Source organism: uncultured Winogradskyella sp., assembly GCF_963975125.1.
GTDB lineage: Bacteria > Bacteroidota > Bacteroidia > Flavobacteriales > Flavobacteriaceae > Winogradskyella.
In genome coordinates this window covers 50,442-67,690 of sequence record NZ_CAXBGB010000002.1, presented here as the reverse complement: position 1 = coordinate 67,690, position 17,249 = coordinate 50,442, and the positions used below count along the sequence as shown (strand labels likewise).

Below are 17,249 nucleotides of genomic sequence, written 5' to 3'. Positions count from 1 at the left end.
TTGTGGATGTAGCATTACTTAAATCAGAACTCAATTATAAATTCGTCAGAAGTTCAGGAAGTGGAGGACAACATGTAAATAAAGTATCTTCCAAAGCTGAGTTGTATTTTAACCTTCAAAATTCAGCAGTATTAAATGATGATAATAAACTGAAGCTTACTCAATTCTTCAAAAAAAGATTAAATAAAGCCGGAGTTCTAATTCTTACTTGTGATGAAAGCCGAAGCCAATTTAGAAACAAAGCTATAGTAACACAACGTTTTATAGAATTAATAGAAGAGGGTTTAAAAGAGGAAAAAGAACGAGTCGCAACAAAAATTCCAAAATCAGCGAAAAAAAAGCGCTTGGCTAATAAACGTAAAATTTCAGATAAAAAGGCAAATAGAAAACCACCAGAAAGGGATTAATTGCTTCCGTTATTTCTAGTGATTTTCTTTTTTTTTTGAAAATTGTGTAGAAAAGTGTATTACAAATAGAAAAATCTACAATATATTCGCAATGTTCTCAAAAAAGGGGTGCCAATAAATGGCTGAGATCATACCCATTGAACCTGAGCAGGTAATGCTGCTAAGGAAATCGAGCGTAAAGAAAATGTCCAGCGGACATTTTTAGCGAGTGCGATAAGGTCATCAATGTTGGTTTTTTACTTCTGAATCTGATGATGTTTTAATTATTCATGTATTGATTCAATATAAAAAAAACAACGTTTTTCATATTGCATTAGCTAATGCTCAAATTAACTAATTACTAACCAAGAATAATCACCTCTTTTTATTCGATTATTATTTATAGTCGTATGAAAATTTTATTCAAAAATCTGTCAAAAAATAGTAGACAGAGATTACCCATTTTTATTTTTTTATTAAGCGTTTGTTCTATTTATGGGCAAGAAAAGCAACAAGATTCTACAAAAACAGAAAAGCTAGACGAAGTCTTAGTAAAAGCTGTTCGTGTAAATGCAAAATCACCAATTACCCACACTAATGTTACCAAAAAGGAAATTGCCAAGCGTAATTTAGGACAGGATATTCCGGTTTTATTAAATTTTTTGCCATCTGTAGTTACTACATCAGATACAGGTGCAGGAGTTGGTTACACAGGTATTAGAGTACGTGGTGTAAGTGCGCAATCTACAAACATTACCATAAATGGAATTCCTTATAATGATGCGGAATCCTTAGGGACGTTTTGGGTTAACTTAGGTGATTTTGCATCATCGGTAGAGAGCCTACAATTGCAACGTGGTATTGGGACATCAACCAACGGTTCTGGAGCATTTGGCGCTAGTATCAACATACTAACAGATGCGATTTCTAAAGACGCTTCTGGTGAAATTTCTAGTTCTTTAGGGAGTTATAATACAAGAAAACATACTGTAAAATTTAGCACAGGTAAAGTGTTTTCGGATACTGAGCAAAACCGAAGTATTGAAATTGCTGGTCGTTTGTCTAACATCTCCTCTGACGGTTATATTGATAGAGCCTTAGCAGATTTAAAGTCCTATTTTTTACAAGTCTCTTATGTAGATGATAATACGCTTATTAAAGCTATCACATTTGGAGGTAAAGAAGTAACCTACCAAGCTTGGAACGGAATTGATGGTGAAACTTTAGCAAATAATCGCACCTTTAATCCATCTGGTATTTACACGGATGATAATGGAAATACGCAATTTTATGATAATGAAGTTGATAATTATAGTCAAGATCATTATCAATTACACTGGTATCAGAGATATAATAGACAATGGGCAACAACGTTAGGACTGAATTACACCTATGGTCGTGGTTATTTCGAACAGTATAAAGAAGATGAGAATTTTGATACTTACGGTTTCATTCCTTTAACTTTTAATGGAGAAACTGTAAATACCACAGATTTAATTCGTCGTCGTTGGCTAGATAACGATTTCTATGTGATTAATGCAAACACCAATTATAAATACGACAATCTAAATTTAATTTTTGGAGGGTCTTATAGTCATTACAACGGAGACCATTTTGGTGAAGTCATTTGGGCAGAATTTGCAAGCCAAAGCGAAATAAGAGATCGTTACTACGACGGAAATAGTAAAAAGAATGATTTATCGGTTTTTACCAAAGGAAATTATAGACTAAATGATAAGTTAAGTTTGTATGGAGATCTACAAGTGAGGAGTGTAACATATATAACTACAGGAAACACATCAGATTTAGTTGATTTTGAGATTGATAAAAACTTTACTTTTTTTAACCCAAAAGCAGGTGTTACATATGATTTAAATACTACAAATAGTCTGTATTTCTCTTATGCAAGAGCAAATAGAGAACCTAATAGAACAGATTTTGAAAGCAATACAAACATAAAAGCGGAACAATTAAATGATTTTGAATTAGGATTGAGACACCAAAAAGGGAATTTAACATTCAATGCCAATATCTACTATATGTTATATAATGAGCAATTAGTGCTTTCTGGTCAGTTAGATGACGTCGGAAACCCAATAAGAACCAATAGTGGTAAAAGTTACCGTTTGGGATTAGAATTAGAAGCCATAATACCAGTAACACCAAAGTTAACTCTACAACCAAATATAACAATAAGTACAAACAAGAATAACGAAACAATTATTCCTTTTAATGGTGAATTGCAAAATCTAGGTAAAACGGATATTTCATTTTCACCAAACATGGTCGCTGCTAATGCTATTGTATTTCAGCCTATCGAAAATTTTCAAATATCGTTGTTAAGCAAGTTTGTTGGTGAGCAATATATGAGCAATACCAAAGCCGAATTGTCTAAGTTAGATAGTTTCTTTATAAATGATTTTAATATCTCTTATATGTTAAAAACAAGAGCTATTTTTGATTCGGTAGTTTTCACTGGTTTGGTAAATAATATCTTTAATGAAAAGTATATATCCAATGGCTATTACTTTACTTATGATGATGATTTTAGTAATCCAGGAACTATTTTAACAATTGAAGGGGCTGGTTTTTATCCGCAGGCAACCACTAATTTTTTGGTAGGTCTAACTTTAAACTTTTAATTGCTTACAAAAAAAGTATTGTTTCCGATGGCCTCAACTCTGTATGGTTTTAAAGTACAGGGTTGTGTGTTTTCGCCAAAACCTAGACCAGTAGCTAGACTATATTGATTGGCATCTTCGCACCCACATTCTACAATATCACCATTACCTGTATCTTCAATGGTTGAACATGCGGATGGTTCGTGACTTGGGTCTGCAGCGTCCCAAGCATAAAGTATAGAAGAGTTTAAACGCCATAACCAAATGCCGTTATTGCCTTGCCCAGAAACAAATACCCCATTTCCCGGGAATTGTAGCTGATTAAACTGTGGTAAATTAGTGTTAACAGTTAAATTGACTCCAGCATCAAATAAAAAGTTACAGTTGACATTATCATCATTTTTATTACATCCTAAAAACACAATGCCACTTAATATTAAAAGCAATTTTTTCATCTTCAAATTTTGAGGGTCAATTTACGATTATTTCAACTAGACCGTAAATATTTTATATATTTGTATAGTAATCTCGTCAGCACGAGATTTTTTTTATGCGGAACAGACTTGTACTGAAATTGTTTCAGTGGTTCGGTATCTTTTATTTAATTAAACGAATGAATTATGAGTAAAGTATCTTATTATACAGCTGAAGGATTAAAAAAATTAAGAGACGAGTTGAGTCAACTTAAAGATATTGAGCGGCCAAAAGCATCGCAGGCCATTGGTGAGGCAAGAGACAAAGGTGATTTAAGTGAGAATGCAGAATATGATGCTGCTAAAGAAGCGCAAGGCATGTTAGAAATGAAAATTTCTAAGATGGAAGAGATTATGGCTGGTGCTCGTGTTATTGATGAGTCTCAATTAGATACGTCTAAAGTATTGGCTTTATCTATTGTGAAAATTAAAAACCAAATGAATGGTATGGAGATGACCTATACCTTAGTGGCTGAAAGTGAAGCAGATCTAGCAACTGGTAAAATTTCGGTGAATTCACCAATCGGTAAAGGTTTGCTAGGTAAATCTGTTGGTGATACAGCGGAGATTCTAGTACCAAATGGAACTATGAAGTTCGATATTTTAGAGATTTCTAGATAAAGTATCAGAGTTTAAAAAAAAGATTCCTGTTTTATGCTGAATTCATTTCAGTAAAGCAGGAATCTTTTTATATTTATAACAATTAATAGTCAAAACTATGGCAACGCTTTTCACAAAGATTATTTCAGGTGAAATTCCTGCGTACAAAGTAGCTGAAACTGAAGATTTTTTAGCATTTTTAGATATCAATCCAAATTCAAAAGGACACACACTTTGCATTCCTAAAAAGGAGATTAACAAAATATTTGATTTAGACGAAGCTAGCTACACTGCATTAATGCAATTTTCTAGACGTGTAGCTTTAGCATTAGAAAAAGCAGTGCCTTGCGAACGTATTGGTTTGTCAGTGATTGGACTAGAAGTACCACATGCACATGTACATTTAATTCCTTTGCATACTATGGAAAATGCACGCTTTACTCATAAAGAGAAATTAACACCAGAAGAGTTTAAGGCTATTGCGACTAAGATTGCGTCATATTTAGACTAATTCTTAAACAGTCTTCAGCATAATCTGAATCGTTGTACCCTTTCCAATTTCAGAATTAAGAACTCTTATTCTACCATTGTGGTAATCTTCAATAATACGTTTTGCTAAAGATAATCCAAGTCCCCAACCACGCTTTTTTGTAGTATAACCAGGTTCGAAAATTTTATTAAATTGTTGTTTCGAAATGCCTTTTCCGGTATCTGTAATATTTATAAAGACTTGTTGTTCAAGTTGTGTTAATTGGAGTTTCAAATCTCCTTTACCTTTCATGGCGTCAATAGCATTTTTAACCAAATTCTCAATAGTCCAGCTAAAAAGCTGTTCATTTAGACTAACGTGAATCTCTTTTTCTGGAATAATGCTATCAAAATTTATTAATTTAGAAGATCGTGATTTTAAATAATCATAAGACGATTTGGTTGCCTCAACAATATCTATTTTTTTAAGTGTTGGAACAGAGCCTATCTTGCTAAAACGTTCCGTTATGGTTTGTAAACGATCAATGTCTTTTTCCATCTCAACGATATAATTTGGATTTACATTTTCGGTTTTTAAAATTTCAGCCCAACCAATAAGAGAAGATAAAGGTGTGCCAATTTGGTGAGCGGTCTCTTTGGCCATACCTGTCCAAAGTTTGTTTTGCGCTGCATTTTTAGAACTGCGATAGAAGAAATAGGCTACTGCACCGAACAAGAAAATTATAAGCATTAATGCTAATGGGTAATATTTTAGCTTATTAAGTAATGGTGAGTTACCATAATAAATCGTTTGAATTACTTTTTTGCCAACGATAACTTCTATTGGCTCATTCTCATTAGAAAATTTTTCAACAAATCGCTGCTTTTGTATTGAATCCTTTAGCTTTTCCTCATCTATATTGATAGAAGTACCTACACTTCCATCATTATATAAGACGAACATTGGAGTGCTTGTAGTCATTTCGGTAAGAACATGTGATGTGACGCTGTTTACATCTTTGTCTAAATCATCTATATTTTTTAAAAAGTCAATTTGGGCTACAGACCAAGTGTTCATCTTTACACGTTCTTCACCCTTAAACTTTTGAAAAAAAGTGTAAGTATTCCAGAGAATAAGAGAAATAATAATAAAGGATGATATAATAATAATCCAGCGGATTATATTTCGGTTTAAGCTAAAGGTCATTGGTTAGTTTAATTTCAATTTTAAATATAATGTAAAACTGTTGATAATATTGTACGCTATTGTGTATAAAATACTTTCACCAGCAACTCAATATAATTATATTTGTTGAAAATCAGTCAAATACATGGTTTCCTTCAATCCTAAAGACCTTTCAACAGGCGAATTACATGGTTATTTATTAAGTGCTATTGCACCTAGACCTATTGCTTTTGCGAGTACAATAGATGCAGAAGGCAATCCTAATTTATCGCCTTTTAGTTTCTTTAATGTGTTTAGTGCAAATCCACCAATCCTAATTTTCTCGCCTGCCAGACGCGTTAGAGATAATACGATAAAGCATACATTGCAAAATGTAGAAGCAGTTAAAGAAGTAGTGATTAATGTAGTGAATTACGACATTGTGCACCAAATGTCTTTAACAAGCACAGAATATTCTAAGGATGTTAATGAATTTGAAAAAGCAGGATTAACGATGTTGCCTTCAGATGAAATAAAACCATTTAGAGTTGCAGAATCGCCTGTGCAATTTGAATGTAAAGTTAATGAAATTGTGCATTTAGGTGCAGATGGTGGTGCTGGTAATTTAGTGATTTGTGAAGTTGTAAAATTGCATATCGCAAACGAGGTGATGAATATAGATAATACCATAAATCAGGAAGCTTTAGACTTAGTAGCAAGAGCTGGTGGTAGTTATTATACTAGAGCTAAAAAAGGCTTTTTTGAAATTCCAAAACCTTTAAAAACTATGGGAATTGGTGTAAATGGCATGCCTGAACATGTAAAAAATAGTATGATTTTAACAGGCAATAACCTTGGCATGTTGGCTAATGTCGAAGCTTTACCAAATAAAAACAAGGTAAATCAATTTATAAAGGACATTAGTGAGCATTATCCAAATATTAAAACAGCATCACATAGAGAAAAACATAAATTAGCTCAAAATTATTTGAGTTACGGAGACGTAGAAAGTGCTTGGAAGTTATTACTTTCGTAGACTCAAAAAAGAACAAATATTAAATAATTATAGATTAAGCAAAATGGAAGTACAAGGACGTATTAAAATGGTAGGTGAGACACAAACCTTTGGTAGTAACGGGTTTAGAAAAAGAGAAGTAGTTGTAACTACAGAAGAACAATACCCACAGCATATTATGGTGGAATTTGTTCAGGATAAGACAGATTTATTAAATAACTATCAAGTTGGTCAACAGGTTAAGATTAGTATTAATCTAAGAGGAAGGGAATGGGTAAATCCACAAGGTGAGACTAAATATTTTAATTCTATACAAGGATGGAGAATTGAGGCTTTACAATCTGAATCTGTAAGCGGAGATATGCCACCAGTACCACCAACAGAAGCTTTTGAACCTGTTAGCGATTTAAAGGATGGTGATCATGACGATTTACCGTTTTAATCAGAAAAACAATCATTAATATAAAGACTTGTCTTAACTTAAGGCAAGTCTTTTTTTTTAGAAATTATAAAATAAAAAAAGTCCTGACGGTTAATCAGGACTTAGTATTGTGGTTTTAGGTTTGACCTCTACAAACAAACTTAAAAAAAAAGCAATGATGAACAAAAAATTTATATCATAAAGGTCACTTCAAATATCAATAAAATTCTTTTCCTATCAAAGCAGAAAGTCTTATTTAACAGGAAGATCTTAATAAAATGCTATCATAAACTAAATCCATGCACTTTTTAACTAATAAAATAGAATTTCCAGATGTCTCAGAAGCCACTATAGATGGGCTTTTAGCTGTTGGTGGTGATTTGTCAACAGAGCGCTTACTACATGCCTATTCTAAGGGGATTTTTCCATGGTTTGAAAACGAAGAACCTTTATTGTGGTGGTCACCAGACCCTCGTTTTGTGTTATTCTCGCAAGATTTGAAGGTTTCTAAAAGCATGAAGCAACTCTTAAAAAAGAAACAATTTATAGTCACAGAAAATAAAGCATTTACACAGGTAATAGAAAACTGCGCATTAGCAAAACGAAAAGGACAACAAGGTACATGGATTACTGATTATATGGTAGAAGCTTATATTAAATTACACAAGTTAGGTTATGCCAAGTCTATTGAAGTATGGGAAAATAGCGACTTGGTTGGTGGCTTATATGGGATTGAATTAAAGAATAAAATCTTTTGTGGTGAAAGTATGTTTGCCAAAGTAAGTAATGCGAGCAAAGTTGGGTTTATAACTTTTGTTCAAAATTCTAATTATAAATTAATTGATTGTCAATTACATACAAAACATTTAGAGAGTTTAGGTGGTAAGCATATTTCTCGTTTAGAGTTTTTAAAATACCTTTAAACTTCATTATATCTAAAGCAAGATATTTCATGATCATTAACCATTCCTGTAGCTTGCATGTGAGCATAAATTACTGTTGAACCGACAAATTTAAAACCGCGTTTTTTTAAATCTTTGCTTACGATATCACTGAGTGGAGTATTAGCAGGTGCATTCTTATAGTTTATAAAACTATTCTTTATAGGTTTCTCATCTACAAAATTCCAGATGTATTTGGAAAATGAACCAAATTTTTCTTGAATTTTCATAAATGCTTCAGCATTAGTTATTGTAGCTTTTACTTTAAGTCTATTCCTTATAATACCAGTATCTTGTAATAGGTATTCAATCTTAGGTTGCTGGTACTTCGCAATTTTTTTATAATCGAAATTATCTAAAGCTTTTCTAAAGTTTTCGCGTTTTTTTAAAACCGTAATCCAACTTAAACCCGCTTGAAAAGTTTCTAAAATTAAAAATTCAAATAGGGTATCATCATCAAACACAGGAACTCCCCATTCATTATCGTGATATGCTTCATATAAAGGGTCTCCAACACACCAACCGCATCTGTGTTTTTCCATAATTGTAAGGATTTAAATTAGTAGCTACTAATGTAGCAACTGTTGCATAAAAAATGGCAACAAAAGCTTAATTTTGCACTTTGGAAGTTTTAGATATACATATGATAAACAATATAATTGCAGACAGTTTAAAGAGTGGTATTACATATGCTGATTACCGAAATTTAGTCTCTAAGTTAGTTGAAGAAAATTCAACTACTGGAAATGAAAAAACAGAAGATATGGTAAACTATACCATGCTTAACGATAGGAGAATGAAGCGTTGGGACAAAACAGTTAAAGTTTCTGATGAGATGAGAACCAAAATTGAAAATTTTAACAGAAAAGTAACTTGGTTAGTTATTATTGAAAGTTGGTGTGGTGATGCTGCACATATAGCGCCAGTAATAAATAAAGTGGCTGAACTCAATGATAATATTAATTTTAATGTTGTATTAAGAGATGAAAACGATATCCTTATGAACCATTTTTTAACTAATGGAGGTAAGGCAATTCCCAAATTAATAATGATTGACAATAAGAGTAACAATGTTGTTGCTACCTTTGGACCAAGGCCAATTGTCGCTACTGATATGGTAAATGCATATAAATCTAAAAATGGGATGCTAACGCCAGAGTTTAAAGAAGATTTACAACGTTGGTATAATAAAGATAAAGGACAATCTACAATCGAGGATTTAGTAAATCTTTTATCTTGAATTGTAACAGAGTGCAGTCGAAGTTAATTTTTTTTTTTAAATAAAAAGGTAATAGTACCTATCTGATTCGTACGTTCCGAAATATTAAATTGAACAGATTTCGCATATTCTAGAGCATGGTCTATTAAACATTGATTATTAGAGTTAGATGAGCCATTAATATATGCGCCAAAGACATTGCCAGATCCATTAACCTCAATGTTTACTACAATTTTCCCGCCATTTTCACATAGATAACGAGGTGTTTTGTAGTATGAGAGCGTTCTACCTTTTAAAGAATAGGTTAAGGTGCTTTTAGCTTTAGCATGCTCGTCTGCTTGTTTTTTATTTTCTAAACGCTTATTTAATTCGTCTTCAAGTTTTTTATAAGACTTTGTTTCCTCAGATTTTAAGGCATAAGCATTTCTGTTTGCAAAAGATTTATTGAGGCTTGTTTCTTCTACATCACTTGTTTTAGCTTCTTCTATAGCTTTTGTTGTGCGTTCAAAGTCGTTAGCGCTTACCGTTTTAAAGTTACGCATCAGGTCTTTGTATTCTTGGTCTTCATTAAAAGCTTTGTTTGTAGAAGCTGTTTTTAAGCTTTTTATTTTTTGAAGTTCTTTTTCAGTTTTCTCAGGTTCTGGTTCTAATAAGTAATAGCTTTCAGTGATTAACTTCCCTTGTAGTTTTAGTTGAATACTAAACAGACCAAAAATCACAATCCCAGTGAGGAGAAATGTAATAATAAATGCTTTATGTTTTTCAATTAAATTCAGATAAATAAACCTTATTCATTCATTATGATATACGAATATAACAACGAAATAGTTTAAAAGGCAATCTTAAACCGTTGTTAAATGATTATTTAGCAGGAAGGTTTTCTATAAAAGCTTCGGGTGTCAACGCATTTTCAACATTAAAACCACCTATTCTTGTTCGCCGTAATTCAGATAAATGAGCACCAGAATTTAAGGCTTTTCCAAAGTCATTAGCCAAGGATCTAATGTAAGTGCCCTTACTACATACAACTCTAAATTTTAATTCTAAATCGTTGATTGAAGTAATTTCGAATTCAGTAATTTCTACTTGTCTCGACTTAATTTCTACCTTCTCACCAGCACGTGCAAACTCATACAAACGTTTCCCGTTTTTTTTAATGGCAGAAAATACAGGAGGGTATTGATTAAGAATACCTATAAATTGTACTGTTGTTTTATGAATTAATTCTTTGGTAATATGATCTGTTGGGAAGGTTTGATCTATTTCTGTTTCTAAATCGAAAGAAGGAGTAGTGCTACCCAAAACAAAAGTTCCGGTGTATTCTTTTTCCTGTCCCTGAAAGGTGTTTATTTGCTTAGTCATTTTGCCTGTGCAAATCACTAATAAGCCCGTGGCTAAAGGATCTAGTGTGCCAGCATGACCAACCTTTATTTTTTTAATTGAGTACGCTTGTCGAATAGCCCAACGTAATTTATTAACAGCCTGAAAAGATGTCCAGTTGAGTGGTTTGTCTATCAATAAGACCTGTCCATTTTTAAAATATTCAGCTGTTTGCATTAGAGTAGAGACCAAATTATTGCAGTAATACCAACAACTAAGCAATAGATAGCGAAGTAGGTCAATTTACTTTGTTTAACAAGTGTAATCATCCACGTGCAGGCAAAGAGGCCAGATATAAAAGCCGCTATAAAGCCAGCACTTAAAAAGGTGAAATTAGTACTGTTATAATCAATCTCGCCTAACAGTACATCTTTGGCAATTTTACCAAAAATTAATGGAACGACCATTAAAAATGAAAAGCGCGCAGCTTTACTCTTGTCAATACCTAAAAGCACTGATGTAGATATGGTAGCACCAGAACGAGAAATTCCTGGTAACATAGCTATACCTTGGGCAATACCTATTATAAATGCGTCTTTTAAGGATACTTTTTTATGTGTCTTTTTAGATCTATCTGCCAGAATTAATAAAACGGCTGTGACTATTAACATTGATCCAACCAAAAGGATATTGTTACCAAAAAGTTGTTCAAATACACGTTCGTATTTATAACCAATAATCACAGCTGGTATCATGGACACTATAATTTTAGCAGAAAATTTAGATTCTTCATTCCAAGTTAGTGTTGTAATACCTTTATATAAACCCGTTAAAATTTCGAGTATGTCTTTTCTAAAAACAACTATAGTGCTAAGCGCAGTTGCAAAGTGAAGAACGACAGTAAATAATAAGCTTTCCTCAGGAATAATAGTACTACCAAGAATGGCCTTTCCTAATTCGAGATGTCCGCTAGAAGAGACAGGTAAGAATTCAGTAAGACCTTGAATAATTCCTAAAATAACAGCATCTAAAATTTCCATGGGGCAAAAGTATCAATTACAGATGTGATACATCGTAAAAGTAGTAAAATCAATGTTATTTTTTTGAGTCTTTATTTGGGTTTAAAAGAATGGCATAAATCTGAATTCCGAAACCAATCAATATTAAGGTAGGTGCCAATCTAATACGTCTCCAACTAAAGATAGATTCGTCAAAGATATTTGGATCATCACTGCCACCACCAGCCATAAGAATAAAGCCTATAGCTATGAATGCTAATCCAATGAACAACCACTTGTAGTTTTTCTTTCCGAAAATAAATTCGATTTTATTGTCTTCTTTGCGTTTTTGTTCTCCCATAATGTAATGTTCTGTATGCTAACTTTAATAGGTGCAAAGTAAATGTTTTATTTAAAATAATAGAACATATTAATATTTCTATAACAAGTCATCTTAGTAATACAACTGATCCGTCTTTAAGTTTAAGAAGCGTTGTGTTGCAATAAAGGTGCTAATCCAGGTAATAACAATACCTAAAAGAAAAATCCCAACAAACAACACAATTATCATTACTGTATTTCTTAGCAATTCTAATTCGGGAAACGTATTATCTAAATAATATAATACTACAGCCATACCAGCTAAAGCAACAAGTGCACCAATAATTCCTAATTGAACACTTTTCCATACAAAAGGTCTTCGGATAAAGGTTTTAGTAGCACCAACCATTTGCATGGTTTTTATAATAAAACGTTTAGAATAAACTGCTAAACGAATAGAACTGTTAATCAATAGCACAGCAATTAGAGTAAACAAACCACTAATAATTAATACCCAAAAGGTTATTTTATTTACATTATTGTTCATTAATTCTACCAAATCATTGTCGTAACGAATTTCTTCAATAAAATCTTTTGTAGATAAACTTTCTGTGATTTCTGTTAACTTTTCAGTAGTAACAAAATCGGCTTTTAAATGAACATCTATAGAATTTTTTAAAGGATTATAGCCTACAAAATCCATAAAGTCTTCACCAGTTTCGGCCTTCATAAAATCTGCAGCTTCCTCTTTTGAAACAAAAAGCGCCTCTTTTGTGTAATCTGCCATCGCTAAACTTTTTTTGAGTTGATTCACTTCAACATCTTTTGCAGTATCATTTAAATATATTGTCATTACCACTTGTTCTTTAAAGTGATCTGCAACTTTTTTAGAGTTAATAACTAAAAGCCCTAAGCAGCCTAAAAGAAATAAAACCAGAGCAATACTTACGACTACAGAGATGTACGAGGATATAAGTTTACGCTTTTGATACTTGTCAAAGGATGATGCCATGGATTAATGCTAATTAGTACCGTAAAAATAAAAAACAATTTGCTTATCTAGAACAATACAACGTTTAGTTTTTTATTGTGTTGTAATACCTTTAAATTTGCGCACTGAAAACGTCATTACGAGGGTGGAACGACCAAAGTAATCTCTTGAATTGAAGTTCAAATTAAAAGATTGCCACGTCACACTTTAAAAAAAGCGTGATTCGCAATGACGGAAACATCATATTTTAAATTATGAAGTACAATTTCAACGACATAGAAAAGAAGTGGCAAAACTACTGGGCAAAAAACAAAACGTTTAAAGCGTCAAATACCAGCAACAAACCAAAGTATTACGTTTTAGATATGTTCCCTTACCCAAGTGGAGCAGGTCTGCACGTTGGTCATCCACTAGGTTATATTGCTAGTGATATCTATGCGCGTTATAAACGTCATAAAGGTTTTAATGTGTTACACCCTCAAGGTTATGATAGTTTTGGATTACCTGCAGAACAGTATGCGATTCAAACGGGTCAGCATCCTGCGGTTACAACAGAAACAAATATTGCAACTTATAGAAGACAATTAGATCAAATAGGTTTTTCATTCGATTGGAGTAGAGAAGTTCGTACGTCGAATCCTGAATATTACAAATGGACTCAGTGGATTTTTATTCAGTTGTTTGAGTCTTGGTATAATAATGATTCTGATAAAGCCGAACATATCGATACTTTAATTTCGAAGTTTTCTACGGAAGGAAATACAACATTAAATGCAAGTTGTGATGATGATATAGAGGATTTTACTGCTGAAGAATGGAATGGGTATTCTTTAAAACAACAACAACAAATTTTATTAAAATACCGATTGACTTATTTAGCTGAAACTGAAGTGAACTGGTGCCCAGCATTAGGAACTGTTTTAGCAAATGATGAAATAGTAAATGGTGTTTCCGAACGTGGCGGACATCCTGTTGTGCGAAAAAAGATGACACAATGGAGTATGCGAATATCTGCTTATGCAGAGCGTTTACTTCAAGGATTAGAGACTATTGATTGGACCGATTCGCTTAAAGAAACGCAGCGTAATTGGATTGGGAAATCTGTTGGAGCATCAGTCACTTTTAACGTCATTGCGAACCACGATGAACGAAGTGGGAAGCAATCTCATCAAATAGAAGTTTTCACCACGCGTCCTGACACCATTTTCGGTGTAAGTTTTATGACACTAGCACCAGAACACGAACTAGTTTCAAAAATAACAACCGAAGCACAAAGAACAGACGTTGAAGCTTACATAGAAAAAACCGCCAAACGAAGCGAACGCGATCGTATGGCAGATGTAAAAAGCATTTCTGGAGTGTTTACAGGAGCTTACGCAGAGCATCCATTTACAAAAGAACCAATTCAAATCTGGATTGGTGATTATGTGTTAGCGAGCTACGGAACTGGAGCAGTAATGGCTGTGCCATGTGGTGACCAGCGCGATTACGATTTTGCAAAACATTTTGGAATTGACATCCCAGATATATTTGAAGGTGTTGATATCTCAGAAGAAGCTTACGGCTCAAAAGACAATGTAAAGATTGCTAATAGTGATTTCCTTAACGGAATGAACTATAAAAAAGCAAGTAAACGTGCTATTTACGAGCTAGAAAACATAGAACAAGGAGAGGGTAAAACCAATTACAGATTACGTGATGCAGTATTCTCTAGACAGCGATATTGGGGAGAACCATTCCCAGTATATTACGTTGACGGCATGCCACAAATGATAGATAAAGCACATTTGCCTATCGTTTTACCAGAAGTGGAAAAGTATTTACCAACCGAAGAGGGCGAGCCACCTTTAGGACGTGCAGATGTTTGGGCTTGGTGTACAAAAACAAATAAAGTTGTTTCAAATGACCTTTGTCATTCAGAGCAAAGCGAAGAATCTCACAACGGAGTTTATCCTTTAGAGCTCAACACAATGCCTGGTTGGGCAGGAAGCTCTTGGTATTTTTTCCGTTATATGGAAGAATCTAATAGAGATAAAGTCTTTGCTAGCGAAGATGCACTTAAGTATTGGGAAAATGTAGATTTATATATTGGTGGAAGCGAACACGCTACAGGTCATTTATTATACTCACGTTTTTGGGTAAAACTTTTAAAAGATAGAGGTTTTGTAAACGTTGAAGAGCCTTTTAAAAAGTTGATTAACCAAGGAATGATTCTTGGGACTAGTGCTTTTGTTTATAGAGTAGATCTTTTGTTGGGTAGTTTGTCATCAAAATCAAAAGATTTCAAAGATCCAGTTTTGAGTAAGCCAATTTACATTTCATATGATAGCTTCAAGAAATTTGAAAACTTATATGATTTTATATTGAATTCAAAAATTTCTACAAAGGATAAGAACAACTTTGTAAATGGTGATGGTTTTACTAAAGGTTTGGCGAGCGTAATTGTGGACACTGTATTTTTTGATTTATTAAACGAAGATCAAAAAAGTGTTATAAGTACTTTTAGAGATTTGTTTGAATCTGTTCAGAAAGATATTTATGGTCAGAATTTTGGAGCTATTATAGAAGGACTTAAATTTTCACCTATTCATGTAAAAGTAAATTATGTTAATGCTTCTGATGAATTAGATATTGATGGATTAAAGAACGATATTGAATTTGGTGAAGATTATGCTTATTCAGAATTCTTATTGGAAGATGGAGTTTATAAAGTTGGACGTGATGTCGAGAAAATGTCTAAATCTAAATATAACGTTGTTAGCCCAGATCAGATTTGCGAAGATTACGGAGCAGACAGTCTAAGACTTTACGAAATGTTTCTTGGGCCACTAGAACAATACAAACCATGGAATACTGCTGGTATTACAGGTGTACATAATTTTCTTAAAAAATTATGGAAACTCTATGTTGGTGAAAACGGTTTAAATGTTAACGATGCCGAGCCAACAAAAGACAGCTTAAAAACATTACATAAAACCATAAAGAAAGTAGAAGAAGATATTGAGAATTTTTCTTTTAATACGTCGGTTTCTACTTTTATGATTGCTGTTAATGAGTTAACGGCTCAAAAGTGTACAAGTAAAGATATCCTTGAGACATTATTGGTTGTAATGTCTCCTTATGCACCACATATTGCAGAAGAGTTATGGTCGCAATTAGGTAATAGCGAGTCAATATCAACAGCTTCTTTCCCAACTTTCGATGCAAGTCATTTGGTAGAGAGTAGCAAAAATTATCCGATTTCTTTTAATGGTAAAATGCGTTTTACGTTAGAGTTACCATTAGATATGAGTAAAGATGATATTGAAGCTGCTGTTATGGCAAATGAAAAAACCATTGCGCAATTAGATGGTCGTACACCAAAGAAAGTAATTGTGGTTCTTGGTAAGATTGTAAATATTGTAGGATAACGTTATTTCGAGGACAAAGGACGCGGCAATCTTTTCAATTAACTTAGGTGCTTAATTAAGTTCAGCATGACATATAAATATGACAATTTTTCTTATCAAAAAATTGGCGCATTTTTTGCAATACATTTATTAGATTTACAATACAAAAATTTAAAATTATGTTTGGATATTATATATTAATAGGAGCCATTACTTTAGTTAGTTGGTTGGTAAGTAATCATTTAAAAAAGAAATTTGCTAAGTACTCTAAAGTGCAGTTGCGTAATGGTTTAAGTGGTCGTGAGATTGCAGAAAAAATGCTAGCTGATAATGGTATTTTTGATGTTGAAGTCATTTCTACACCAGGACAATTAACAGACCATTACAATCCTAAAAATAAAACGGTTAACTTAAGTGAGTCGGTATATAATCAGCAGAATGCAGCTGCAGCTGCAGTAGCTGCTCACGAATGTGGTCATGCCGTACAACATGCGCAAGCTTATAGTGCATTGGGTATGCGTTCTGCACTCGTGCCAATAGTAAGCGTAACTTCTGGTATGTCGCAATGGGTTGTTATTGGAGGGCTTGTTTTAGGAGCAGCAGCAGGTATAGGTCTTGGTTATTGGGTTGCTGTAGCAGGTTTAGTAATGATGGGTTTTGCAACATTGTTTAGCTTCATCACATTACCTGTAGAATACGACGCAAGTAATAGAGCTTTAGCTTGGTTAAAGAATAAAAATATGGTGACACAAGAGGAATACAAAGGTTCTGAAGACGCACTTAAATGGGCTGCAAGAACGTATTTAGTTGCTGCCATTGGTGCGCTAGCTTCTTTAGTTTTTTGGGCGCTACAAGTGTTTGGTGGGAGAGACTAATACTTAAGATGTATAATTAAATAGCTCTGAGAAATCAGGGCTTTTT

At 33.2% G+C, this 17,249-nt stretch carries 18 protein-coding genes and 1 riboswitch; of the genes, 10 read left to right on the top strand and 8 right to left on the bottom strand.

Going from position 1 to position 17,249, the window contains the following annotated elements; genetic code table 11:
- Positions 1 to 2 precede the first annotated feature (2 nt).
- Both arfB and AAC053_RS00710 read left to right on the top strand, forming a co-directional pair.
- A complete protein-coding gene (gene arfB / locus AAC053_RS00715; RefSeq protein WP_339751576.1) occupies positions 3 to 407 on the top strand; it encodes an alternative ribosome rescue aminoacyl-tRNA hydrolase ArfB in 405 nt (134 codons plus the stop codon).
- A gap of 94 nt (positions 408 to 501) precedes the next feature.
- A riboswitch (TPP riboswitch) is annotated at positions 502 to 592 on the top strand.
- A gap of 204 nt (positions 593 to 796) precedes the next feature.
- Positions 797 to 3,028, top strand: coding sequence for a TonB-dependent receptor (locus AAC053_RS00710; RefSeq protein ID WP_339751575.1), 2,232 nt, complete (start codon positions 797 to 799; stop codon positions 3,026 to 3,028).
- On the opposite strand, the gene AAC053_RS00705 is transcribed toward AAC053_RS00710, so the two are convergent.
- Positions 3,025 to 3,462, bottom strand: coding sequence for a hypothetical protein (locus tag AAC053_RS00705; RefSeq protein ID WP_339751574.1), 438 nt, complete (start codon positions 3,460 to 3,462; stop codon positions 3,025 to 3,027). The two genes, AAC053_RS00710 and AAC053_RS00705, sit on opposite strands and share 4 nt — an antisense overlap.
- A 165-nt stretch (positions 3,463 to 3,627) precedes the next feature.
- On the opposite strand from AAC053_RS00705, the gene greA reads away from it, so the two are divergent.
- Together greA and AAC053_RS00695 are read left to right on the top strand one after the other, a co-directional pair.
- Positions 3,628 to 4,101: a transcription elongation factor GreA gene (gene greA, locus AAC053_RS00700; RefSeq protein WP_339751571.1), complete on the top strand. Its 474-nt coding sequence runs from the start codon at positions 3,628 to 3,630 to the stop codon at positions 4,099 to 4,101.
- A gap of 97 nt (positions 4,102 to 4,198) precedes the next feature.
- A complete protein-coding gene (locus tag AAC053_RS00695; RefSeq protein WP_339751569.1) occupies positions 4,199 to 4,591 on the top strand; it encodes an HIT family protein in 393 nt (130 codons plus the stop codon).
- 3 nt (positions 4,592 to 4,594) lie between these two features.
- On the opposite strand, the gene AAC053_RS00690 is transcribed toward AAC053_RS00695, so the two are convergent.
- A complete protein-coding gene (locus AAC053_RS00690; protein WP_339751567.1) occupies positions 4,595 to 5,755 on the bottom strand; it encodes a HAMP domain-containing sensor histidine kinase in 1,161 nt (386 codons plus the stop codon).
- 124 nt (positions 5,756 to 5,879) lie between these two features.
- Between AAC053_RS00690 and AAC053_RS00685 the strand changes: the two genes are divergently transcribed.
- From AAC053_RS00685 to aat, 3 genes are all read left to right on the top strand, one after another.
- Positions 5,880 to 6,749, top strand: a complete 870-nt coding sequence (locus tag AAC053_RS00685; protein ID WP_339751564.1) for a flavin reductase family protein — start codon at positions 5,880 to 5,882, stop codon at positions 6,747 to 6,749.
- Positions 6,750 to 6,792: 43 nt separating this feature from the next.
- Positions 6,793 to 7,170, top strand: a complete 378-nt coding sequence (locus AAC053_RS00680) for a DUF3127 domain-containing protein (RefSeq protein WP_339751561.1) — start codon at positions 6,793 to 6,795, stop codon at positions 7,168 to 7,170.
- A 278-nt stretch (positions 7,171 to 7,448) separates the two neighbouring features.
- Positions 7,449 to 8,072, top strand: a complete 624-nt coding sequence (aat, locus tag AAC053_RS00675; RefSeq protein ID WP_339751558.1) for a leucyl/phenylalanyl-tRNA--protein transferase — start codon at positions 7,449 to 7,451, stop codon at positions 8,070 to 8,072.
- On the opposite strand, the gene AAC053_RS00670 is transcribed toward aat, so the two are convergent.
- Positions 8,069 to 8,632, bottom strand: a complete 564-nt coding sequence (locus tag AAC053_RS00670; protein ID WP_339751555.1) for a DNA-3-methyladenine glycosylase I — start codon at positions 8,630 to 8,632, stop codon at positions 8,069 to 8,071. The genes aat and AAC053_RS00670 overlap by 4 nt on opposite strands.
- 101 nt (positions 8,633 to 8,733) lie before the next feature.
- Here AAC053_RS00670 and AAC053_RS00665 point away from each other — a divergent pair, with 101 nt between their 5' ends.
- Positions 8,734 to 9,330 (top strand): thioredoxin family protein, encoded by a 597-nt coding sequence (locus AAC053_RS00665; RefSeq protein ID WP_339751552.1) that lies wholly within the window; start codon positions 8,734 to 8,736, stop codon positions 9,328 to 9,330.
- A 23-nt stretch (positions 9,331 to 9,353) separates the two neighbouring features.
- Here AAC053_RS00665 and AAC053_RS00660 read toward each other — a convergent pair whose 3' ends face one another.
- The 5 genes from AAC053_RS00660 to AAC053_RS00640 form a co-directional block, all read right to left on the bottom strand.
- Positions 9,354 to 10,028, bottom strand: a complete 675-nt coding sequence (locus AAC053_RS00660; RefSeq protein WP_339751549.1) for a hypothetical protein — start codon at positions 10,026 to 10,028, stop codon at positions 9,354 to 9,356.
- Between the two features lie 142 nt (positions 10,029 to 10,170).
- Positions 10,171 to 10,866: a tRNA pseudouridine(55) synthase TruB gene (gene truB, locus AAC053_RS00655; protein ID WP_339751546.1), complete on the bottom strand. Its 696-nt coding sequence runs from the start codon at positions 10,864 to 10,866 to the stop codon at positions 10,171 to 10,173.
- Positions 10,866 to 11,669: an undecaprenyl-diphosphate phosphatase gene (locus tag AAC053_RS00650; RefSeq protein ID WP_339751544.1), complete on the bottom strand. Its 804-nt coding sequence runs from the start codon at positions 11,667 to 11,669 to the stop codon at positions 10,866 to 10,868. Before AAC053_RS00650 ends, truB begins: the two co-directional genes overlap by 1 nt.
- A 55-nt stretch (positions 11,670 to 11,724) precedes the next feature.
- A complete protein-coding gene (locus AAC053_RS00645) occupies positions 11,725 to 11,988 on the bottom strand; it encodes a DUF3098 domain-containing protein (RefSeq protein WP_339751542.1) in 264 nt (87 codons plus the stop codon).
- Between the two features lie 93 nt (positions 11,989 to 12,081).
- Positions 12,082 to 12,960, bottom strand: coding sequence for a permease-like cell division protein FtsX (locus AAC053_RS00640; protein WP_339751540.1), 879 nt, complete (start codon positions 12,958 to 12,960; stop codon positions 12,082 to 12,084).
- Positions 12,961 to 13,193: 233 nt separating this feature from the next.
- On the opposite strand from AAC053_RS00640, the gene AAC053_RS00635 reads away from it, so the two are divergent.
- Entirely contained in the window at positions 13,194 to 16,349 is a 3,156-nt protein-coding gene (locus tag AAC053_RS00635; protein ID WP_339751537.1) for a class I tRNA ligase family protein, read from the top strand.
- A 158-nt stretch (positions 16,350 to 16,507) separates the two neighbouring features.
- Positions 16,508 to 17,203 carry a zinc metallopeptidase gene (locus tag AAC053_RS00630; protein WP_339751535.1) on the top strand — a complete coding sequence of 232 codons (696 nt, stop codon included), beginning with the start codon at positions 16,508 to 16,510 and terminating at the stop codon, positions 17,201 to 17,203.
- Positions 17,204 to 17,249 lie beyond the last annotated feature (46 nt).